Raw genomic sequence first — 21,150 nt, forward strand, 5'->3', positions numbered from 1 at the left:
ACCGCTGACCTCTTGCATGCCATGCAAGCGCTCTCCCAGCTGAGCTATACCCCCATCGTGGCTCACTTGCAATGACTTGCGGTGACTTGCACGGCAGGGCGCCAAACTGGCACCGAGACTTGTTCCCAACAATCAAAAAACGTGGCGGAGTGGACGGGACTCGAACCCGCGACCCCCGGCGTGACAGGCCGGTATTCTAACCAACTGAACTACCACTCCGCAGTGGTAAAACCAACAACAAAACTGGCGTCTCCTAGGGGATTCGAACCCCTGTAGCCACCGTGAAAGGGTGGTGTCCTAGGCCTCTAGACGAAGGAGACAAAATCTTTTTACTCAAAATCTTTTTACCGTCAGACGCTTCGCTCTTCAAAGCACACCGGACACCAAATTGGTGGAGGTAAGCGGGATCGAACCGCTGACCTCTTGCATGCCATGCAAGCGCTCTCCCAGCTGAGCTATACCCCCGTGAGTGGCGCATACAAAATACTTTGTACACGACCATTTCTGTTGGTCTGCCCGGCTGCTTTGACTAAACAAAGCGTCGTTCAAGCAAGACCAAAAGTATACATCGGTTTTTGAGGTTTTATCAAGCCAGGTGCAAACGTTTCAACACGTTTTCGCGATCGAACAGTTCCAGCACAGCATCGACCGAGGGCGTTTGCGCGCGGCCACACACCAACAGGCGCACCGGGATGGCCAGTTGCGGCATCTTCAGGCTGAACTGGGCCAGGGTTTCTTTCAAGGCCAAAGCGATGGAGGCTTTGTCCCAGGTGACTGTGCTCAGACGCTCGCGCAAAGCGGCCACGGCGGGCTTGACGGCCTCCGTCACCTGCGCCGCCAACTCCTCGGTGGGTGCTTGCACATCGGCCACGTACATGGCCAGCCAGTCGGCCAGCTCCACCGTGGTGGCACAGCGGTCCTTGAACAAAGCGCACATGCGTGCCAGCAGGTCGCCTGTGGTCAGAGCAGCAGGCACAGTCACACCGCGCTTGGCCCATTGCGCCAGCACCAGGGGTGCCAGCATGCCCTCGGCCGTGGTCTTCATGTGCTGCTGGGCCACCCAGCGCAGCTTGGCCTCGTCGAACTGGCCGGCGCTCTTGCCCAAGTGGTCCAGGTTGAACCACTCGATCAATTGCTGGCGCGAGAAGATCTCGTCGTCACCGTGGCTCCAGCCCAGGCGGGCCAGGTAGTTCACCACGGCGTCGGCCAGGTAGCCTTCGTCGCGGTATTCGGTGACGGCCTTGGCGCCATGGCGCTTGGACATCTTCTCGCCTTCGGCGTTCAGCACCGTGGGCAAGTGGGCGTAAACAGGCGGTTCCTGGCCCAGCGCGCGAAGGATGTTGATCTGGCGCGGTGTGTTGTTGACGTGGTCGTCGCCCCGGATGACGTGGGTGATGGCCATGTCCAGGTCATCGATCACGACGCAGAAGTTGTAGGTGGGCGTGCCATCAGGGCGCGCGATCACCAGGTCGTCCAGCTCGTCGTTGCTGATCTCTATGCGGCCCTTGACCTTGTCGTCCCACACCACCGAACCGCCGATGGGGTTCTTGAAGCGCAACACGGGCTGCACACCTTCGGGCACGGGCGGCAGGGTCTTGCCGGGCTCAGGGCGCCAAGTGCCGTCGTAGCGAGGCTTTTGCTTGGCCGCCATTTGCGATTCGCGCAGCGCGTCCAGCTCGGTCGTGCTCATGTAGCAGGGGTAGACCAGGCCTTTGGCGACCATGTCTTGCAGCGCCGCTTTGTAGCGGTCCATGCGCTGCATCTGGTAGAACGGGCCCTCGTCGATGTCCAGGCCCAGCCACTGCATGCTTTCCAGGATCACATCGACGGCTTCTTGCGAGGAGCGCTCGACGTCGGTGTCTTCGATGCGAAGGATGAACACGCCCTTGGAGGCGCGCGCAAAAGCCCATGGGTACAGGGCCGAGCGGATGTTGCCCAGGTGGATGAAACCGGTGGGCGACGGGGCAAAGCGGGTGCGGACTTGGGTCATGGGATCGTGGAAAACTCGGATTCAGACAATGCTGTTCAGGCCCGAGGCCAGGTCGGCCTTGAGGTCTTCGATGTGCTCAAGGCCCACGGCCACGCGGATCATGCCTTGCGTGATGCCGGCGGCCTGGCGCTGGTCTTCGGTCAGGCGACCGTGCGAGGTGGTGGCCGGGTGGGTGATGGTGGTCTTGGTGTCGCCCAGGTTGGACGTGATCGAGCAGATGCGCGTGTGGTCGATCACGGCAAAAGCGTTGCGGCGCGCGGCTTCGGCACCCTCGCCTTTCGCGATGAAACTCACCACGGCGCCGCCCAAGCCGCCTTGCTGCTTCATCGCCAATTCATGCTGCGGGTGCGATGGCAAACCGGGGTAGTAAACGCGGGCAACGCCAGGGTGCGCTTCCAGCCATGTGGCCAAGGCCAAGGCGCTGGCGCTTTGCGCGGCCATGCGGATCGACAACGTTTCCAGGCCCTTGAGCACCACCCAGGCGTTGAAGGGCGACAAGCTCATGCCCGCGCTGCGCATCACCGGCACAAACACGTTCTCGATGAGCTGTTCGCTGCCGCAGATGGCGCCCGCCACGACGCGGCCCTGGCCGTCCAGGTACTTGGTGCCGGAGTGGATGATCAGGTCGGCGCCCAGCTTAGTAGGCCGCTGCAGTGCTGGCGAACAGAAGCAGTTGTCCACGGCCAGCAAGGCGCCCGCGGCGTGTGCCACCTCGGCCAATTGCGCGATGTCGCAGACCTCGGTCAACGGGTTGCTGGGCGTCTCGGCAAACAGCAACTTGGTGTTGGGCTGGATGGCGGCGCGCCACTCGGCCACATCGGTCTGCGACACGAAGGTGGTCTGCACGCCGAACTTGCCGAACTCGCCCTGCAGCAGCTTGATGGTCGAGCCGAACACGCTGCGCGAGCACACCACGTGGTCGCCCGCTTTCAGCAAGCCCATCACCAACAGCATGATGGCCGACATGCCGCTGGACGTGGCGATCGCGGCTTCGGTGCCTTCGAGCGCGGCCAGGCGGCGCTCGAACATCATCGTGGTCGGGTTGGAGAAGCGCGTGTAGACGAAAGCTTCTTCTTCGTTGGCGAAACGCGCGGCGGCCGTGGCCGCATCCGGGTGGTTGAAGCTGCTGGTCAGGAACAGCCCTTCGGAGTTTTCGCCCCACTCGGTCGAAGGCAAGCCCTCGCGCACGGCCAGGGTTTCCAGGCGAACATCGGGCGCGAATTCCTTGCGCGGCAGGCGCTTCTTTTCTGGCTTGGGATCGGTCGTGCTCATGGCAGAGTTCAGTCGGGTGAGTGCTGCAAGGCCAGGCGCGAGTGGTCGGCGTCGTCCTCGCCCTTTTGCGACAGGCGCTGCGATTCGATCGCGGCGAAGTCTTCGGCGCTGACATCGCCCGTGATGTAGACGCCGTCGAAGCACGAAGCCTCGAAGCTCTTGATGTTCGGGTTCAGCTTGGCGACCACCTTTTTCATCGCGTCCACGTCTTGGTAGATCAGGGCATCACAGCCGATGATCTGGCGGATCTCTTCGACGTTGCGGTTGTGCGCCACCAGTTCTTCCTTGGTGGGCATGTCGATGCCGTAGACGTTGGGATAACGCACAGGCGGCGCGGCCGAGGCCAGGTAGACCTTGTTGGCGCCAGCCTCGCGGGCCATCTGCACGATCTCTTTCGAGGTGGTGCCACGCACGATGGAGTCATCGACCAACAGCACGTTGCGCCCCTTGAACTCCAGGCCGATGGCGTTGAGCTTCTGGCGCACGGATTTCTTGCGCACGCCCTGCCCTGGCATGATGAAGGTGCGACCCACGTAGCGGTTCTTGACGAAGCCTTCGCGGTATGGCTTGCCCAGCTTCTGCGCCAGCTGCATGGCGGATGGGCGGCTCGACTCGGGGATCGGGATGACCACGTCGATCTCGGAGGGCGGCATGGTCGAGATGACGCGCTGCGCCAGCGTCTCACCCATGTTCAGACGCGCCTGGTAGACCGACACGCCATCCATGACCGAATCGGGGCGGGCCAGGTAGACGTACTCGAACATGCAAGGGTTGAGCACCGGGTTCTCGGCGCATTGTTCGGCATGGACCTGGCCGTTCAGATCGATGAACAGGGCCTCGCCGGGCTTCACGTCACGCACGAACTTGTGGCCGGTGCCTTCCAGGGCCACGGATTCGCTGGACACCATCACCGTGGAGCCTTCAGGCAGGTTGGCCACGCCATAGCACAGCGGGCGGATGCCGTAGGGATCGCGGAAGGCCAGCAGGCCATGTCCAGCGATCAGGCAGACCACGGCGTAAGAGCCCTTGATGCGCTTGTGCACGGCACGCACGGCGGTGAAGACCGCTTCGGGGGTCAGCGGGCCCTGGACGCCCACCCGCTCCAGCTCGTGCGCCAGCACGTTGAGCAGCACTTCGGAGTCGCTCTCGGTGTTGATGTGGCGGCGGTCGATCTCGAACAGCTCGCGCTTCAAGCCGTGCGCATTGGTCAGGTTGCCGTTGTGCACCAGCACCAGGCCAAACGGCGCGTTCACGTAGAAGGGCTGAGCCTCTTCTTCGTTGAAGGCGTTGCCAGCGGTGGGGTAACGCACCTGGCCCAAGCCCACCGTGCCGGGCAGCGCACGCATGTTGCGGGTTCGGAACACGTCCTTGACCATGCCGCGGGCCTTGTGCATGAAGAACTTGCGTCCCAGTGCGTCAGGGCCGGCCGTCACGATGCCGGCTGCATCTTGACCACGGTGCTGCAGCAGCAGCAAGGCGTCATAGATCAGTTGGTTGACTGGCGTCTTCGAAATCACACCGACGATGCCGCACATGGTTCACCTCTTCCGCAAAAACAAACAACTACGCAAATTCAATCAAGGCTGCCCGGGCAGGAATTTAACCACCTGCTCGGGCAGGACAGGCCTCAGGCCTGTCAGCAAAATCTGTAATCCCGCCACACCGCGCGACGCCTGCCACGGCACCCAGTGGGTCACCGGTGTCATGCTCACCACGGTGCACACAATCAGCGCCACCAGCACACCGCGCAACAGGCCAAAACCAGCGCCCAGCACGCGATCAGGTCCGCTGAGCACCGATGCTTTGATCATTTGGGCGACCGCCCAGGAAATCAAGGCCCACCCCAGCCAAGCCAATACAAACACCACCAGCATGCCCGAGATCAGGTTCAAGCGAGAACCAGGCTCGCCCACCGGCATGAACTTCGCACCTTCCGGCCCGTACCACTGGGCGGCGAAATAAGCCACCGCCCACCCCAGCAAGGCCAGCACCTCGGTCACCAGGCCGCGCCAGGCACCCACGATCACGGACAGGGCCAAGCCGAGGGCCAGCACCACATCGACCAGTGTCCAGGCACCGCCCATGGCCCCGGTCACAAGGTCAACAGGGCACTGGTCATCCCGGCCTTGCGTAACGTGTCCACGGCCTTGTCGGCTTCAGCCTTGGTGGCATATGGGCCCACACGGACCCGGATCTTCTTGCCGCCATTGACGGTGACTTCCTGGGTGTAGGTCTTGACACCGGCGCGCTCGGCTTTCAAACGCACTTCGCGCGCGGTCGGCACGTCGGAAAAAGCACCAATTTGCACCACGTAGCGGGTGGCTGCGGCGGAAGACGCGGGCTTGGCCACCGGTTTGGCATCTGGCGGGGCAACTGCAGGTTTGACGGCAGCTGGCTTGCCTTCCAGCAAGGACTTGGCGCGGGCCGCATCCTTGGCGGATGCGTTTTCTGCCACCACCAAGGGTTTGGCAGGATCCTTCTTGGCCACGTCTTTGGCGGGAGTCGGCTTGCTGGCAGGCGCCCCACTGACGCGGGCCGCAGGTTTGCTGGCCGCTGGCGCTTCAATCTCATCCTTGGCGGCTTCGGTGGGCACCTCGGGCACCGGCACGGTCACGCTCGCGATGGAGGGCGCAGGCCTCGATGGGGCCACCGCGCCATTGCCACGCGAAGACACGGCGGACACCACCTGCACATCGGGGCTCAAAGGCCTGGGCTGCGTTTCGAACAACCAAGGCAGGCCGACCACCCCCACCCCCACCAATACCACCATGCCGACCAAACGACGACGTGCACGCACCCGCGCCAGCTCAATGTCGGCCGACGACAGCGGCGAGACATCAGCCACGGACGGTGCGGATCGCTGACGAAGGCGCTGTAGGAACGATGGCAACGGCATGTTCGGTGGGGCGGCGGGTTGGTCAATCAGTTGAGGTGGGGCGCGTTCAGCCGGGGCAAGCCCTCGTGCAAAACACCGCCAACGGTGAAGAATGAACCAAAGACAACGATTCTATCCGTCGGGCCAGCTGCGGTCAGCGCTGCGTGCAAGCCGGCCATCGGATCCGCATGGGTGGTGATGGTGGGCTGCTGGCGAACCAGCGAGGTGTTCTGCGCCGAAATCGCACGCACGACATCGGCCAATTGCGCGGCACTGGCGGCCCGGTCGGTGGGCAGCTCGCAGCAATACCAGGCGTCGATCACCTGGGTCAATTTGGCCACCATGCCCGCCAGATCCTTGTCGGCCATGGCGCCCCACACCGCGTGGGTTTGGGGTGAGAAGCCCATCTGGTCGAGGTTGGCCGCCAGGGTGGCCGCCGCGTGCGGGTTGTGGGCCACGTCCAGGATCAAAGTTGGCTGGCCCGGGATGATCTGGAAACGCCCCGGCAACTCGACGGTGGCCAGGCCGGTGCGCACGGCCTGAGCCGACACGGGCAGGCGGTGGCGGAGAGCGTCCAGCGCGGCCAACGCGCCCGAGGCGTTCAGCAACTGGTTGGCCCCGCGCAGGGACGGATAGGCCATGCCATTGAAACGCTTGTGGCGCCCGGCCCAAGCCCACTGCTGGCGATCACCGGAGTAGTTGAAGTCGCGGGAGAACAACCACAGATCGGCACCCAAGGCCTGGGCGTGGTCCAGCACGCTTTGCGGTGGCTGCGGGTCGGACACGATGGCAGGGCGGCCTGCGCGCAGAATGCCGGCCTTCTCTCGGCCAATGGCCTCGCGATCGGGGCCCAGGTACTCCATGTGGTCCAGGTCGATGCTGGTGATGATGGCGCAGTCGGGGTCGACCACATTGACCGCGTCTAAGCGACCACCCAGGCCCACCTCCAACACCACCGCGTCCAGGCCAGCCGAGGCCAGCAAACGCATGATGGCCAGGGTGGTGAACTCGAAGTAAGTCAGCGCCAGCTCGCCACGGGCGTCCTCCACCGCCGCGAAGTGCGGCAGCAGTTCATCAGCCTTCACGGGCAAGCCCCTCACACGGCAACGTTCTTCAAAATGCACCAAGTGGGGCGATCCGTAGACACCAACCTTAAAGCCCGCTGACAAAAGGATGTTCTCGATCATGGCGCAGGTCGAGCCCTTGCCATTGGTGCCCGCCACGGTGAACACAACCGGGGCGGTGGTGTTCTCTTGTTCATCCTCACTCACACCGCATGGCGTGCCCAAGGTGACCGCCATGCGCTGCCAGACCTGCGAGACGCGCTCCAGGCCCAGGTCAATGGTGACGGGGTGCAGGCGCTCGCAATGCGACAGCCAGCCGGCCAGAGTGGTCGGGCGGGAAAGATCGTGGGAGGCGTCAGCAGAGGTGCTCATGAAAAATCAGATCGCGCCAGAAAACGGAAACGGGCTGCAAACAGCGCAGCCCGCATGGTGGAATGAAACGAGAAAATCGGCTGAAGCTGGGTCTTGGTCAGACCACCAGGGCATCCACCGGCTGACGCAGCAGCATGGCCAGCGAGCGGGCGATGACCATGCGCAATTCCCGGCGGTCGATGATCATGTCCACCCCGCCCTTTTGCATCAGGAACTCCGAACGCTGGAAACCTTCAGGCAGCTTCTCGCGCACGGTGTTTTCGATCACGCGAGGGCCGGCAAAGCCGATCAGGGCCTTGGGCTCAGCCATCACGACGTCACCCAAGAACGCGAAACTGGCCGACACGCCACCCATGGTGGGGTCGGTGAGCACGCTGATGTAGGGCAGCTTGGCTTTGGCCAGCAAGGTCAAGGCCGCGTTGGTCTTGGCCATCTGCATCAGGCTGAGCAGGCCTTCCTGCATGCGGGCACCACCCGTGGCCGTGAAGGACACGAAAGGCATCTTCTGCTCGACCGCAGCCTCAACACCCCGCACAAAACGCTCGCCCACCACGGAGCCCATCGAGCCCCCCATGAAGTCGAACTCGAAGCAGGCCACCACCACGGGAATACTGTGCACCGAACCGCCAATGACAATCAGGGCATCGGTCTCGCCAGTGGCCTCAATGCCCTGCTTGAGGCGGTCGGAATATTTCTTGTTGTCCTTGAACTTCAAGGCATCGACCGGCAACACCTCTTGGCCCAGTTCGAAACGCCCTTCGGCGTCGAGAAAGGCATCCAGGCGGGCGCGGGCGCCAATGCGGTGATGGTGGCCGCACTTGGGGCACACGTTCACATTGGCTTCCAGGTCGTTCTTGTAAAGCACCGTTTCGCACGACGGGCACTTGACCCACAGCCCTTCAGGCACCTGCCGACGCTCGGACGGGTCCGTGGGTTGAATCTTGGGGGGCAGCAGTTTTTCCAGCCAACTCATCTCAGGCTCCTTTCAAGGAATCCAGGGCCGTGCGGATTTCAGCAATGAAATCACTGGCGGCCTTCACCACGGTCTCGGGCGATTGCGTTTCCAGCAATTGCACGATGCGTGAACCAATCACCACAGCGTCGGACACCGCGGCCACGGCCTTGGCGGTCGCTGCGTCACGGATGCCGAAACCGACACCCACGGGCGTGTTCACATGAGCCTTGATCAGCGGCACCATCCGGGCCACCGCGTCGGTGTCCAGGTGGCCAGCGCCGGTCACGCCCTTGAGCGACACGTAATACACATAGCCGCTGGCCACTTTGCCAACCTGCGCCATGCGCTCTTCGGTCGAGGTGGGGGCCAGCAGGAAGATGGGGTCCAAACCGACTGCGTTCAAGCGCGCTGCGAACTGCTCGCACTCTTCAGGCGGGTAGTCCACCACCAAGACGCCATCGACGCCCACGTCCTTGGCATCCTTCACAAACGCGCCATCGCCCAGGCGGTGGTCATAGGCTTCGATCGGGTTGGCATAGCCCATCAGCACGACCGGCGTGGTGGTGTTGCGCTCACGAAAACGCTTCACATCGGCCAGCACGTGCTTGAGCGAAATGCCTTTGGTCAAAGCGCGCTCGGCGGCCTTCTGGATGACCGGGCCATCGGCCATCGGATCCGAGAACGGCACGCCCAGTTCGATCACGTCGGCACCGGCATCGGCCATGGCCCACATCAACTCGGGCGTCAGCTCAGGGAAAGGGTCACCGCAGGTGATGTACGGAATCAGTGCCTTACGGCCCTGGTCACGCAGGACGGCAAAAGTGGCATCAATGCGCTTGCTCATGCCTGGGCGCCCTTCACGATCACGCCACGCTGCGAAGGCCGATCGTAAAACTCGGTGCCCGACAGGTCGGCCACGGTGCCGATGTCCTTGTCGCCACGGCCAGACAAGTTGACCAGGATGTGCTGGTCAGGCCGCATGGTGGGCGCCAGCTTCATGGCATAGGCCACCGCGTGGCTGGATTCCAGCGCCGGGATGATGCCTTCGGTGCGGCACAGGCGGTGGAAGGCCTCGAGCGCTTCCTTGTCGGTGATGCCGACGTATTCGGCCCGGCCGATGTCTTTGAGGTAGGCATGCTCGGGGCCCACACCCGGGTAGTCCAGGCCCGCAGAGATCGAATGCGTCTCGGTGATCTGGCCGTTTTCGTCTTGCAGCAGGTAGGTGCGGTTGCCGTGCAGCACGCCCGACACGCCCTTTTGCAGCGACATGGAGTGCTTGCCGCTGTCAGCGCCCTCACCTGCGGCTTCCACGCCGATCAGGCGCACGCTCTCGTGCTGAATGTAGGGGTAGAAAATGCCCATCGCGTTGCTGCCACCGCCCACACAGGCGATCACAACATCGGGCTGGCGGCCAATTTTGACTGGCATCTGCGTGAGGCACTCTTCGCCAATCACGCTCTGGAAATCGCGCACCATGGCCGGGTAAGGCGAAGGGCCCGCCACCGTGCCGATGATGTAGAAGGTGTTCTCGACGTTGGTCACCCAGTCGCGCATGGCCTCGTTCAGCGCATCCTTGAGGGTGCGGCTGCCCGAATCAACGGGCACCACGGTGGCCCCCAGCAAATGCATGCGGTAGACATTGGGAGACTGGCGCTTGACGTCTTCCGAACCCATGTAGACCACGCACTCCATGCCGTAGCGCGCGCAGATGGTGGCCGTGGCCACGCCATGCTGGCCCGCGCCGGTTTCGGCGATCACACGGGGCTTGCCCATGCGTTTGGCCAGCAAGGCCTGGCCAATGGTGTTGTTGATCTTGTGCGCGCCAGTGTGGTTGAGGTCTTCCCGCTTCAGGTAGATCTGCGCACCGCCCAGTTCGCGGCTGAGGCGCTCCGCGTGATAGATCGGGCTGGGACGCCCCACGAAGTCGGCCAGCTCGCGCTTGAACTCGGCGATGAATTCCGGATCGTGGCGGTAGTGCTCGTAGGCGTTCTTGAGCTCGTCCAGCGCGTGGATCAGCGTCTCGGAGACAAAAGTACCGCCGTAAGGGCCGAAATGGCCTTTGGCGTCGGGCTGTTGATAATTCAGCATAGCTCTCTAAAGATTCTTCAATCAATCCGCGCGGGGCTAAGGGGTTTCGGCACATTGCCGATCGGCCGCCCGCACGGCCTGACAGAACTGGCGCATCAGTGCGGCATCCTTGATGCCCTTGCCCGATTCCACGCCAGAACTCACATCCACGGCCCAGGGCCGCACACTCGCCACACCCTTGGCCACATTGCCCGGGTTCAAGCCCGCTGAAAGAATCATGGGGCACGGCAGTTGCGAAGGCAACCAGGACCAGTCAAACACCTCTCCGCCGCCCCCATACCCTTCCACATGGGCATCGACCAACATGGCCTGGGCTTTGGAGAACTGCTGGGCGAAGTCTAACAAATTGAAACCACTTGCCATCCGGGCAGCCCTGATGTAGGGGTGTCCAGAGTTCTCGCATTGCGCAACTGACTCGTCACCATGGAATTGCAACAAGGCTTGGGGCAGCATGGCAATGGCTTCGCGCACGAAAGTATCGTCGGCATTGACCAGCAGCAGCACCGGCGTCACAAACGGAGGCAATTGTTGCGCCAGGGCCTGCGCCTTGGCCAAAGTCACGTGGCGGGGGCTTTTGTCGTACAGGACAAAGCCCACGGCATCCACCCCGGCATCGATGGCGGCGTCTACATCGGCCTCGCGCGTCAGTCCGCAAATCTTGATGCGGGTGCGGTGGTCGGCAGGCAAAATGCGAAAAGGAGTCATGTCCGATCAGTCAGGAAGCCAGTGAAAAGCGGGCACATCCGAAGGCAGGCCCCACCGTTCATCGTAGCGCGGCCCCAGGAAATACAAGCCCTCAGGGGCAAATGTCGGCGCGGCGATCTTGCGGTCGCGGGCGTCGAGGACGGTCTGCATCCAAGAGACGGGCTGCGCACCGGTACCCACCGCCACCAGACAGCCCATGAGGTTGCGGATCATGTGGTGCAAAAAGGCCGTGCCTTCAAAATCGAAACGCCAGTAGATGCCTTCGGCACCGGGGCCCAGGATGCCGCGGCGATCCACCTCACCCGAAGAAGGCTTTCGCTCGCCTGCCCCACCGCAACGGCGGATGGATATCTCGCGCAAAGTCTTGACAGGCGTGGGCGACTGGCACTGGGATGATCGGAAGGAGCTGAAATCGTGCTCACCGATCAGGCAAGTGCTGGCGGCCACCATGGCCGCATGGTCCAAAGGCCGGAAGACCCAACCCACTTGTCCGGATTCGAGAGCGGGCCGAACCGGGGCCTCCAGCAGGATGTAGGCGTACCTTCGGCCCATGGCGCTTTGCCGCGCATGGAAGCTGTTCGGCACTTCAGCGGCCCATTGCACTGCGATGTCCGGGGGCAAGAAGGCATTGGTGCCGCGAACCCAAGAGAAAGGTTCCCGCTGCAAGGGTGTGTCCAGGTGAACCACCTGGTTGATGCCATGCACACCCGAATCCGTGCGTCCCGCGCACATGACGCGGGTGGGCTGTGTGGCGAAGGCCGACAAGGCCGACTCCAGCGCGTCTTGCACGGTGCCGCCACCGGCCTGGCTTTGCCAGCCTTTGTAGGCCGTGCCTCGGTAAGAAACGCCGAGGGCGACCCGGCGGGTCGCCCTCGGCTGCTCACTGCTCATGAGACGTCAGCTCAAGCTGTCCAGCGTGGACTTGGCCTTGACCTGCAATGCACCCGTGGCGTTGGCCACCACTTCCTGCAGCAGTTCACGCGCGCCATCGACGTCGCCAATCTGACGGAACTCTTCGGCCAATTCGAACTTGCGTTCCATCGGGTCCGAAGGTTGCGACAGGTCGTCGTCGTCCAGGGCCAGACTTTCAGCGGCAGGCGCTGGCGCCGAGGCATCGAGGTCCAGGTTCAGATCACCCAGGTCGAACGCGCCGGTGGACGAAGCCAAGCTGGCCGCCGGGGTAGGAGCGGGTGCAGCAGGCTCCAGCGGCAAGTCGAAGTCCAGGGAATGGGCCTCTTCAATCACCGCAGGGGCCGCTGCTGGCGACACTGAAGGCAGGTCCAGCGAAGGCATGTCAGCGAAAGCGTCGAACTGCAACGAAGGCTTCTCACCCGGGAACTCGGGCTCGGACAAAGGCCCTGGCGCCGAGATGTCCAAGTCCAGGTCCACCAATTCACCAGCAGGCTCCATGGGCGCCGTATCCGGGCTGTCCAGGTGCATGGGGGTGGGCATCACCGAGTGAGGAATGGTGCTTGCACCCAAGGAATCGTTAGGTGACTCCACGCTCAACGGCGTGCTGGACGATGGCTGACCACCCGGCTGGTACAGCGGATTTTCAGGATCGATGCCCAGGCCCATTTCCTGAGCCTTGGCCCAGTCGTCGCCCTGGCCACCGGTCAGGTTGAAAAGCTGCGACGCCAATTGCTCGTAGCCCTTGGTGTCACGGCGCTTGGCATACACCTCCAGCAACTTGGTGCGAATGGCCAAGCGCTCAGGCGTGCTGCGCAGGGCTTCCTTGAGGATTTCTTCGGCTTGAAGGTCGCGGCCATAAGCCAGGTACACATCGGCCTCGGCCACAGGATCGACGTCGCCAATGGCATCCAGTTGGCTGAGCGAGTAGCTCATGGACGATGGCGCACCCGTGGCATCGCGGGTATCGACGCGCTGACCACCGCTGGCACCAAAGAAGGAATCAGGTTGCAGGCGGCTTTCGAGGAAGGAGGTCTCTCCGGTGTCGGCACGGCGGCGTGAACGCAGGAACATCGCCACGCCAGCCAACAGGGCCACGGCCGCACCCACGCCCGCCAGGAGCATGGGGTTAAGCGACTCCAGCAGGCCAGGCGCTTCAGGCTCTGGCTCAGGAATGGCCGCCGGCTTGGGCAGGGTGGGCGCAGGCATGGCCTCAGAAGCCGCCGAGGCAGCCTCGGACGCTGCATTGGCCACGCTGGTGGCGGCTTCGGAGGCCATCGACGCGACCTCGGACGCGGCAGGCGCCACGGCAGAGGCCTCGGAGGCGACCAAAGCTGGCGCACTCGGCACCGGAGCAGGTGCAGGCGGTACCGGGGCCGGGGCTGGGGCGGGAGCAGGTGCTGGCACCGGGGCAGGCACGGGCTTCACCACTGGGATGGCTGGGGCAGCGGCGGCCTTTTCCTTCAGCTTGCGCAGGTCGTCCAGGTTCTTGGACAACTCAGCCACGCGGGCTTCGCTTTCCTTTTGCGCGCGCGCCTTGGCCAGGCGGTCTTCGGTGGCCGGGGCAGAGGCCTTGCTGCTCAAACCACCCTTGCTCAAGGTGAGCTTGTCGGGTGTCGGTGCGGCAGACTGCTTCTGATCCTTGACTTCGGCCTCGACCTTGCCGACGGCTTGGCGTTGGGGCTTTTCAGGCGCCGTCGCGGTAACCGTACCCGCCAAACGCTGACGGTAAGCGGCAAAGTCGGCGCTTTGTGCCACGATGACCTGACGCGCCTCGGTGGGCGGCACCGACTTGGCTTCATCGGCCGTGGGCATGTTCAACACCACGCCCGACTTCAGGCGGTTCATGTTGTCGCCCTGGAAGGCTTGGGGATTATTGCGGTACAGCCCGACCAGCATCTGGTCAAGCGACACGCCGGCCACTTGATGCTCACCGGCGATTTTTGACAACGAATCACCGCGTTGCACACGGATGCCTTGCGCAGAACGAACAGGTGCCGAAGGACGCTCAGCCACAGGCTCAGCAACTACAGGCACGGGCGCAGGAGCCGGTGCAGCAGGTGCACTTGCGGCACTGGCCACAGGCGCAGGTTTGGCGCGGGGCTTGGGTGCTTCGACTACCGGCGCGGGTGGCTTGGGCGCTGCCGCCGCAGGCACGGGCGCAGGGGCTGGTCGAGGCGCAGGGGCTGGCGCCACTGAATCCATCGTCGGCGCGACGGTTTGAGCTGGCGTGCGAGTGGACGATGGGGGATCGAACAGCAAGGTGTACTCACGCACCAAGCGGCCCGATGACCAGGCCAAGTCCAGAATCACGTCAATGAAGGGTTCTTGAACAGAACGGTCGCTGGTGATTTTCAGGAACGAGCGACCATCGGTGCGGCGTTGCAGCACGATGCTGGTGGCACCAAGTACCTGGTTGTAGTCAACCCCGGCAGCCCGGTAAGTTTCAGGCGAAGCGACCTTCACCTGCAGCGATGCGCTCTCTTCGGGCGTCAGGCTGGTGATGTCGATTTCAGCGCGCAGGGACTCACCCAGCGCAGACTGCACGTTCAAACGTCCGAGCCCCAGTGCCCAAGAGGCAGCCGGAAGCAAAGACAAAGCGGCACAAGCCGCAGCGACAGCAACCCGATTCAAGGCAAAGCGCCCCGCGGACAACGAATGATCTTTCAAGGCGTCTCCCAAGTCGTCATTGAGTCATTGAATTGACCCATAGGCTCACCCCAATCCAGGACAGATTCGGACGCGAACCCGCACCTGCAGACGGTACGCAGCAGAAAATACAATAGCATCAAGCAGATACGGTGACAAGCTCATGCAAATACTGATCTGATCAAGCTGATCTCTGTGTCAGCCATACAGTCAATCGCGGCCGCTATTGTCGCCCCGAGGCAACAACAACTGTTACGAACTTTGTTTCAAGCCGTTGTAACAGGGGCGTGCTTACAACAGCTTGAGGCCGGTCAGGCATCCAACAGGATGCGCAGCATGCGACGCAAGGGCTCTGCAGCCCCCCACAGCAACTGATCACCAATGGTGAATGCACCCAGGTATTCAGGGCCCATGGCCATCTTGCGCAGGCGGCCCACCGGGATGGTCAAGGTGCCCGTCACGGCCACAGGGGTCAGGGCCTTGATGGTGGCTTCGCGTGTGTTGGGCACCACTTTCACCCACTGGTTGTCGGCCGCGATCATGGCCTCTATGTCCGCCAGGGGCACATCCTTCTTCAGCTTGAAGGTCAGCGCTTGGCTGTGGCAGCGCATGGCACCGATGCGCACGCAGAAGCCGTCGACCGGAACACCCGGGGTGCCAAAGCCTTCGCCCTGCCCCAGGATTTTGTTGGTCTCGGCGCCGCCCTTCCACTCTTCCTTGCTCATGCCATTGCCCAGATCCTTGTCGATCCAAGGGATGAGCGAGCCGCCCAGGGGGGCACCAAAGTTGGCGATCTCGGCATCGGACAGCGCGCGTTGCTTGGCGATGATCTTGCGGTCGATCTCGAGGATGGCGCTCTTGGGGTCGTCCAGCAAGGGGCGAACTTCGGCATTCAAGGTGCCGAACTGGGTCAACAGCTCGCGCATGTGCTGGGCACCACCGCCCGACGCGGCCTGGTAGGTCTGGGTGGACATCCACTCGACCAAGCCGGCCTTGTACAGCGCGCCCACGCCGATCAGCATGCAGCTGACGGTGCAGTTGCCGCCGATCCAGTTATTGCCGCCCTTGGCCAGCGCGTTCTTGATGACGGGCAGGTTGACCGGGTCCAGCACGATGACGGCATCGTCATTCATGCGCAGGGTGGAGGCGGCGTCGATCCAGTGGCCGTTCCAGCCGGTGGCGCGCAGCTTGGCGAACACGTCGCTGGTGTAGTCGCCTCCCTGGGCCGTGATGATGATGTCGCAACGCTTGAGCTCAGCGATGTCGTAGGCGTCTTTCAGCGTGGTTTCATTCTTGGCCATGGCGGGAGCTTTGCCGCCCGCGTTGCTGGTGCTGAAGAACATCGGCTCGATGAGGTCGAAATCGCCCTCGGCCTGCATGCGGTCCATCAACACCGAGCCGACCATGCCGCGCCAGCCGACCAAACCCACTAATTTCGTTACCATTTTTTAGTCCTTCTCGCCCGGCTCAGCCCCGGGCCTGTGTGTCGTCTAATCCGAACGGTTTCAACCTTGACGCGACAGCGCGGCCAGCACGGCATCGCCCATCTCGACCGTGCCCACTTTGCGCGTGCCTTCGCTGTAGATGTCGCCCGTGCGCAAGCCTTGCTCCAGCACCGTCTGCACGGCCGCTTCGATGCGGCTGGCAGCGGCTTCCTGGTTCAGGCTGAAGCGCAGCATCATGGCCGCGCTCAGGATGGTGGCCAAGGGATTGGCCACGCCCTTGCCCGCGATGTCAGGTGCCGAACCATGGCTGGGCTCGTACAAGCCCTGGCCCTTGGCGTTCAGCGAGGCCGAGGGCAGCATGCCGATCGAGCCGGTCAGCATCGCGGCCGCGTCCGAGAGGATGTCGCCGAACATGTTGCCAGTGAACAGCACGTCGAACTTCTTAGGCGCCTTGACCAGTTGCATCGCGGCGTTGTCCACGTACATGTGGTCGAGTTCGATGTCGGGGTACTGGGCATGCACCTCGATGACGACGTCCTTCCAGAACTGGAAGGTTTCCAGCACATTGGCCTTGTCCACGCTGGTGACACGCTTGTGGCGTTTGCGGGCGGCCTGAAAGGCCACGTGGGCAATGCGCTCGATCTCGGGGCGCGAATAGCGCATGGTGTCAAAGGCTTCTTCCGCACCCTTGAACTCACCGTCCGGGCTCAAGCGACGGCCACGCGGCTGGCCGAAATAGATGTCGCCCGTCAGCTCGCGGATGATCAGGATGTCCAGGCCCGCCACCAATTCGGGCTTGAGGCTGGAGGCGTGCGTGAGTTGCGGGTAGCAGATGGCCGGGCGGAAGTTGGCGAACAGGCCCATGTTCTTGCGCAGACCCAAGATGGCTTGCTCAGGGCGCAGGGGGCGGTCGAGCTTGTCGTACTTCCAGTCGCCAACCGAGCCGAACAACACGGCGTCGGAGTCCATGGCCAGTTTGAGGGTGGCCGGCGGCAGCGGGTGGCCGTGAGCGTCGTAGGCGGCGCCGCCAACCTTGGCCTCTTCCATCTCGAAAGGCAAATCAAGTGCCTTGAGCACCTTGACGGCCTCGGTGACGATCTCGGGGCCGATGCCGTCACCCGGCAAAACTGCAATCTTCATGACCATGGTACGTGTTGAATGTTTAAACGATGCGGTGGTTGAGCCAGGGCTTTTGCGCCAGGCGTTCGGCTTCAAAAGCCTTGATCTTGTCGGCGTGGCGCAGGGTCAGGCCGATGTCGTCAAAACCGTTCAACAAGCAGAACTTGCGGAAGGGCTGCACGTCGAAGGCCAGCTCGGTACCATCGGGCTTGACGACGACTTGGCGCTCCAGATCAATCGTCAGCTCGTAGCCGGGGAACACCAGCGCTTCGTTGAACAGATTGTCGACCTGCAACTCGCTCAGTTGAATCGGCAGCAGGCCGTTTTTGAAGCTGTTGTTGAAGAAGATGTCGGCAAAGCTGGGGGCGATCAGGGCGCGAAAGCCGTACTGGTCCAGGGCCCAGGGCGCGTGCTCACGGCTGGAGCCGCAACCAAAGTTCTTGCGCGCCAGCAACACAGAGGCGCCTTTGTAGCGCGGCTGGTTCAGCACGAAGTCAGGATTCGGCTTGCGCGTGGCCGGGTCCTGGCCGGGCTCGCCCGCGTCCAGGTAACGCCACTCATCGAACAGGTTGGGGCCAAAGCCCGTGCGCTTGATCGACTTCAGGTATTGCTTGGGAATGATCGCGTCGGTGTCGACGTTTTCCCGGTCCATCGGGGCCACGAGGCCCTTGTGAATGCGAAATGCTTGCATAGCGTTTACTTTTTAAAAGCGCCTGAAATGGCTTCACCAGCTTTTTTAATGTCAAGGCCTAAGCCATGGACGGTGTTGCAGGCGGTCAAGGCGGTGGCCGACAACAGACTCAGCAACAGGAGGGCGACGAGGCGTTTCATGGTTCAGGCGATGCGACGCACGTCGACGAAGTGGCCTGCCATGGCCGCAGCGGCTGCCATGGCGGGGCTGACCAGGTGGGTGCGCCCACCGGCGCCTTGGCGGCCTTCGAAATTGCGGTTGCTGGTGGAGGCGCAGCGCTCGCCAGGCTCCAGGCGATCGGCGTTCATGGCCAGGCACATCGAGCAACCCGGTTCGCGCCATTCAAAACCGGCGGCCTTGAAGATCACGTCCAGACCTTCGCGCTCGGCTTGCTCCTTGACCAAACCCGAGCCCGGAACGATCAGCGCCAGCTTGATGTTGGACGCCACTTTGCCGCCGATGCGCTTGACCACGGCAGCGGCTTCGCGCATGTCTTCGATGCGGCTGTTGGTGCACGATCCGATGAAGACCTTGTCCACCAGGATGTCGTTGATGGCCTTGTTGGGCTCCAGCGCCATGTACTGCAATGCACGCTCCATGGCGGAGCGCTTGTTGGGGTCTTTTTCCTTGTCGGGATCGGGCACACGGTCGTCGATGGACAGGACCATCTCGGGCGAGGTACCCCAGGTCACTTGCGGCTTGATCTGGCTGGCGTCCAGCTCGACCAGGGCATCGAAGTGCGCGTCGGGGTCGGACTGCAGGGTGCGCCAGTAGGCCACGGCCTGGTCCCACTCGACACCCGCCGAGGGCGAGAAGGGGCGGCCCTTGACGTAGTGGATGGTGGTGTCGTCCACCGCCACCAGGCCGGCGCGCGCACCGCCTTCGATGGCCATGTTGCAGACCGTCATGCGGCCTTCCATGCTGAGGGCGCGGATGGCGCTGCCAGCGAACTCGATGGTGTAGCCGGTGCCGCCCGCCGTGCCGATCTTGCCGATGATGGCCAGCACGATGTCCTTGGCGCCACAGCCTTTGGTCAGGGTGCCTTCGACCTTGATCAGCATGTTCTTGGCTTTTTTGGCCAGCAAGGTTTGCGTGGCCAGCACATGCTCGACCTCGGACGTGCCGATGCCGTGCGCCAGCGCGCCGAACGCGCCGTGCGTGGAGGTGTGGCTGTCACCGCAGACGACGGTCATGCCGGGCAAGGTCGCGCCCTGCTCCGGGCCAATGACGTGCACGATGCCCTGGCGCTTGTCGTTCATCTTGAACTGCGTGATGCCGACGCGGTCGCAGTTGGCGTCCAGCGTGTCGACTTGCAGTTTGGAGATGGGGTCGGCGATGCCTTGGCTGCGGTCGGTGGTGGGCACGTTGTGGTCGCTCACGGCCAGGTTGGCCGACAGGCGCCAGACCTTGCGGCCAGCAATGTTCAGGCCTTCAAACGCCTGCGGACTGGTCACTTCGTGCACCAGGTGGCGATCGATGTACAGCGTGACGGTGCCGTCGTCTTCGGTGTGGACGACGTGTTCGTCCCAGATCTTGTCGTAAAGGGTGCGTCCCATGGTGCTTCTTGCGCGAAGGGCCGTGTGAGGCCCGTGTGGGGAAAGAGGTCGATTTTACGGCACCCAACGAAAAAAAACCCCGGCAAGCCGGGGTTTTCGTCAAGCTTAAAAAGCAATCAGCGCTGGGCCATCGGCTTGACGTCACGCTTCTCGGCGCCCACGAACAACTGACGGGGACGGCCGATCTTGTACTCAGGATCACCGATCATTTCGTTCAGCTGAGCAATCCAGCCGACCGTGCGGGCCAGCGCGAAGATGGCGGTGAACAGCGGCACGGGGATGCCAATGGCGCGTTGCACGATGCCGGAGTAGAAGTCGACGTTCGGGTACAGCTTGCGCGACACGAAATATTCGTCTTCCAGGGCGATCTTTTCCAGCGCCATGGCCAGCTTGAACATGGGGTCGTTTTGCAGGCCCAACTCGTTCAGCACTTCGTGGCAGGTTTCGCGCATCAGCTTGGCACGCGGGTCGTAGTTCTTGTACACGCGGTGACCAAAGCCCATCAGCTTGACGCCGGAGTTCTTGTCCTTGACCTGGGCGATGAAGTCGCCGATCTTCTCGACGCCACCGTTCTTCTGGATCTCTTCCAGCATGTTCAGGGCAGCTTCGTTGGCGCCGCCGTGAGCAGGGCCCCACAAGCAAGCCACGCCAGCGGCGATGGCCGCGAACGGGTTGGTGCCCGACGAGCCGCACAGGCGCACGGTCGAGGTCGAGGCGTTTTGCTCGTGGTCGGCGTGCAAGATGAAGATGCGGTCCATGGCGCGAACCAGCACTTCATTGGGTTTGTAGTCTTCGCACGGCGTGGCGAACATCATCCGCATGAAGTTCTCGGTGTACGAGAGGTCGTTCTTCGGGTAGACGTAAGGCTGGCCGATCGTGTACTTGTAGGCCATGGCCACGAGCGTGGGCATCTTGGCGATCAGGCGGATCGCGGCAATCTTGCGGTGCTCGGGGTTATTGATGTCGGTGCTGTCGTGGTAGAACGCTGACAAAGCGCCAACCAGGCCCGTCATGACGGCCATCGGGTGCGCGTCGCGGCGGAAACCACGCAGGAAGAACTGCATCTGCTCGTTGACCATCGTGTGGTTGGTCACGCTCTCGACGAACTCTTCCTTCTGGCCTGCGTTGGGCAATTCGCCATTCAGCAGCAGGTAACAGGTTTCCAGGAAGTCGCAGTTGGTGGCCAACTGTTCGATGGGGTAGCCGCGGTACAACAACTCGCCCACGTCGCCATCAATGTAGGTGATGGTGGAGTTGCACGAAGCCGTCGACAGGAAACCAGGGTCGTAGGTGAACTTGCCGGTTTGGGCGTACAGCTTGCGGATGTCGATCACGTCAGGGCCAATGGAGCCTTTGTAGATCGGCAGGTCCATGTTGGGGCTGCCATCGGAAAACGACAGCGTGGCTTTCACGTCGGACGGGGTCATGCTCATGAGCGCTCCTAGAGGGTCGGGTCTTGC

18 protein-coding genes and 3 tRNA genes are annotated in these 21,150 nt (G+C 62.8%); all 21 read right to left on the bottom strand.

The features are described 5' to 3' along the window. Positions 1 to 142 precede the first annotated feature (142 nt). Positions 143 to 219: transfer RNA gene (locus tag PSV38_RS12935), tRNA-Asp, on the bottom strand. A gap of 25 nt (positions 220 to 244) precedes the next feature. Then, positions 245 to 320: transfer RNA gene (locus PSV38_RS12940), tRNA-Glu, on the bottom strand. Between the two features lie 69 nt (positions 321 to 389). Beyond that, positions 390 to 465: transfer RNA gene (locus tag PSV38_RS12945), tRNA-Ala, on the bottom strand. A gap of 121 nt (positions 466 to 586) precedes the next feature. Next, positions 587 to 1,990 carry a glutamate--tRNA ligase gene (gltX, locus tag PSV38_RS12950; protein ID WP_300548034.1) on the bottom strand — a complete coding sequence of 468 codons (1,404 nt, stop codon included), beginning with the start codon at positions 1,988 to 1,990 and terminating at the stop codon, positions 587 to 589. A gap of 21 nt (positions 1,991 to 2,011) precedes the next feature. Then, on the bottom strand, positions 2,012 to 3,262 hold the full coding sequence (locus PSV38_RS12955; RefSeq protein ID WP_300548035.1) for an O-succinylhomoserine sulfhydrylase: 1,251 nt from the start codon (positions 3,260 to 3,262) through the stop codon (positions 2,012 to 2,014). Between the two features lie 8 nt (positions 3,263 to 3,270). Beyond that, positions 3,271 to 4,797: an amidophosphoribosyltransferase gene (gene purF, locus PSV38_RS12960; protein WP_300548036.1), complete on the bottom strand. Its 1,527-nt coding sequence runs from the start codon at positions 4,795 to 4,797 to the stop codon at positions 3,271 to 3,273. Between the two features lie 42 nt (positions 4,798 to 4,839). Next, positions 4,840 to 5,346, bottom strand: coding sequence for a CvpA family protein (locus PSV38_RS12965; RefSeq protein ID WP_300548037.1), 507 nt, complete (start codon positions 5,344 to 5,346; stop codon positions 4,840 to 4,842). Between the two features lie 8 nt (positions 5,347 to 5,354). Continuing rightward, entirely contained in the window at positions 5,355 to 6,107 is a 753-nt protein-coding gene (locus PSV38_RS12970; protein WP_300548038.1) for an SPOR domain-containing protein, read from the bottom strand. A gap of 77 nt (positions 6,108 to 6,184) precedes the next feature. Then, the gene (gene folC, locus PSV38_RS12975) at positions 6,185 to 7,573 is read right to left on the bottom strand and encodes a bifunctional tetrahydrofolate synthase/dihydrofolate synthase (RefSeq protein ID WP_300548039.1); all 1,389 of its coding nucleotides are present in this window, start codon (positions 7,571 to 7,573) and stop codon (positions 6,185 to 6,187) included. Positions 7,574 to 7,670: 97 nt separating this feature from the next. After that, on the bottom strand, positions 7,671 to 8,546 hold the full coding sequence (gene accD / locus PSV38_RS12980) for an acetyl-CoA carboxylase, carboxyltransferase subunit beta (protein ID WP_300548040.1): 876 nt from the start codon (positions 8,544 to 8,546) through the stop codon (positions 7,671 to 7,673). Between the two features lies 1 nt (position 8,547). Continuing rightward, complete coding sequence (gene trpA, locus PSV38_RS12985; protein ID WP_300548042.1) at positions 8,548 to 9,372, bottom strand: tryptophan synthase subunit alpha; 825 nt, start codon at positions 9,370 to 9,372, stop codon at positions 8,548 to 8,550. Beyond that, entirely contained in the window at positions 9,369 to 10,616 is a 1,248-nt protein-coding gene (gene trpB / locus PSV38_RS12990) for a tryptophan synthase subunit beta (protein ID WP_300548044.1), read from the bottom strand. Before trpB ends, trpA begins: the two co-directional genes overlap by 4 nt. A 36-nt stretch (positions 10,617 to 10,652) precedes the next feature. Further along, positions 10,653 to 11,321 carry a phosphoribosylanthranilate isomerase gene (locus tag PSV38_RS12995; protein ID WP_300548045.1) on the bottom strand — a complete coding sequence of 223 codons (669 nt, stop codon included), beginning with the start codon at positions 11,319 to 11,321 and terminating at the stop codon, positions 10,653 to 10,655. Positions 11,322 to 11,327: 6 nt separating this feature from the next. Further along, positions 11,328 to 12,212, bottom strand: a complete 885-nt coding sequence (truA, locus tag PSV38_RS13000) for a tRNA pseudouridine(38-40) synthase TruA (protein WP_300548047.1) — start codon at positions 12,210 to 12,212, stop codon at positions 11,328 to 11,330. Between the two features lie 6 nt (positions 12,213 to 12,218). Then, positions 12,219 to 14,900 carry a FimV/HubP family polar landmark protein gene (locus PSV38_RS13005; protein WP_300548049.1) on the bottom strand — a complete coding sequence of 894 codons (2,682 nt, stop codon included), beginning with the start codon at positions 14,898 to 14,900 and terminating at the stop codon, positions 12,219 to 12,221. A 290-nt stretch (positions 14,901 to 15,190) separates the two neighbouring features. Beyond that, positions 15,191 to 16,324 carry an aspartate-semialdehyde dehydrogenase gene (gene asd, locus PSV38_RS13010; protein WP_300548052.1) on the bottom strand — a complete coding sequence of 378 codons (1,134 nt, stop codon included), beginning with the start codon at positions 16,322 to 16,324 and terminating at the stop codon, positions 15,191 to 15,193. A 60-nt stretch (positions 16,325 to 16,384) separates the two neighbouring features. Further along, on the bottom strand, positions 16,385 to 17,464 hold the full coding sequence (gene leuB / locus PSV38_RS13015; protein ID WP_300548054.1) for a 3-isopropylmalate dehydrogenase: 1,080 nt from the start codon (positions 17,462 to 17,464) through the stop codon (positions 16,385 to 16,387). Positions 17,465 to 17,486: 22 nt separating this feature from the next. Beyond that, on the bottom strand, positions 17,487 to 18,134 hold the full coding sequence (gene leuD / locus PSV38_RS13020) for a 3-isopropylmalate dehydratase small subunit (protein ID WP_300548056.1): 648 nt from the start codon (positions 18,132 to 18,134) through the stop codon (positions 17,487 to 17,489). 5 nt (positions 18,135 to 18,139) lie between these two features. Beyond that, positions 18,140 to 18,274, bottom strand: a complete 135-nt coding sequence (locus PSV38_RS13025; RefSeq protein WP_300548058.1) for an entericidin A/B family lipoprotein — start codon at positions 18,272 to 18,274, stop codon at positions 18,140 to 18,142. A 3-nt stretch (positions 18,275 to 18,277) separates the two neighbouring features. After that, positions 18,278 to 19,690 (bottom strand): 3-isopropylmalate dehydratase large subunit, encoded by a 1,413-nt coding sequence (leuC, locus tag PSV38_RS13030; protein WP_300548060.1) that lies wholly within the window; start codon positions 19,688 to 19,690, stop codon positions 18,278 to 18,280. Positions 19,691 to 19,806: 116 nt separating this feature from the next. Continuing rightward, positions 19,807 to 21,117, bottom strand: a complete 1,311-nt coding sequence (gltA, locus tag PSV38_RS13035; protein WP_300548077.1) for a citrate synthase — start codon at positions 21,115 to 21,117, stop codon at positions 19,807 to 19,809. Positions 21,118 to 21,150 lie beyond the last annotated feature (33 nt).

Source organism: Aquabacterium sp., assembly GCF_029946005.1.
In the GTDB taxonomy this organism is placed as follows: Bacteria; Pseudomonadota; Gammaproteobacteria; order Burkholderiales; family Burkholderiaceae_C; genus Aquabacterium.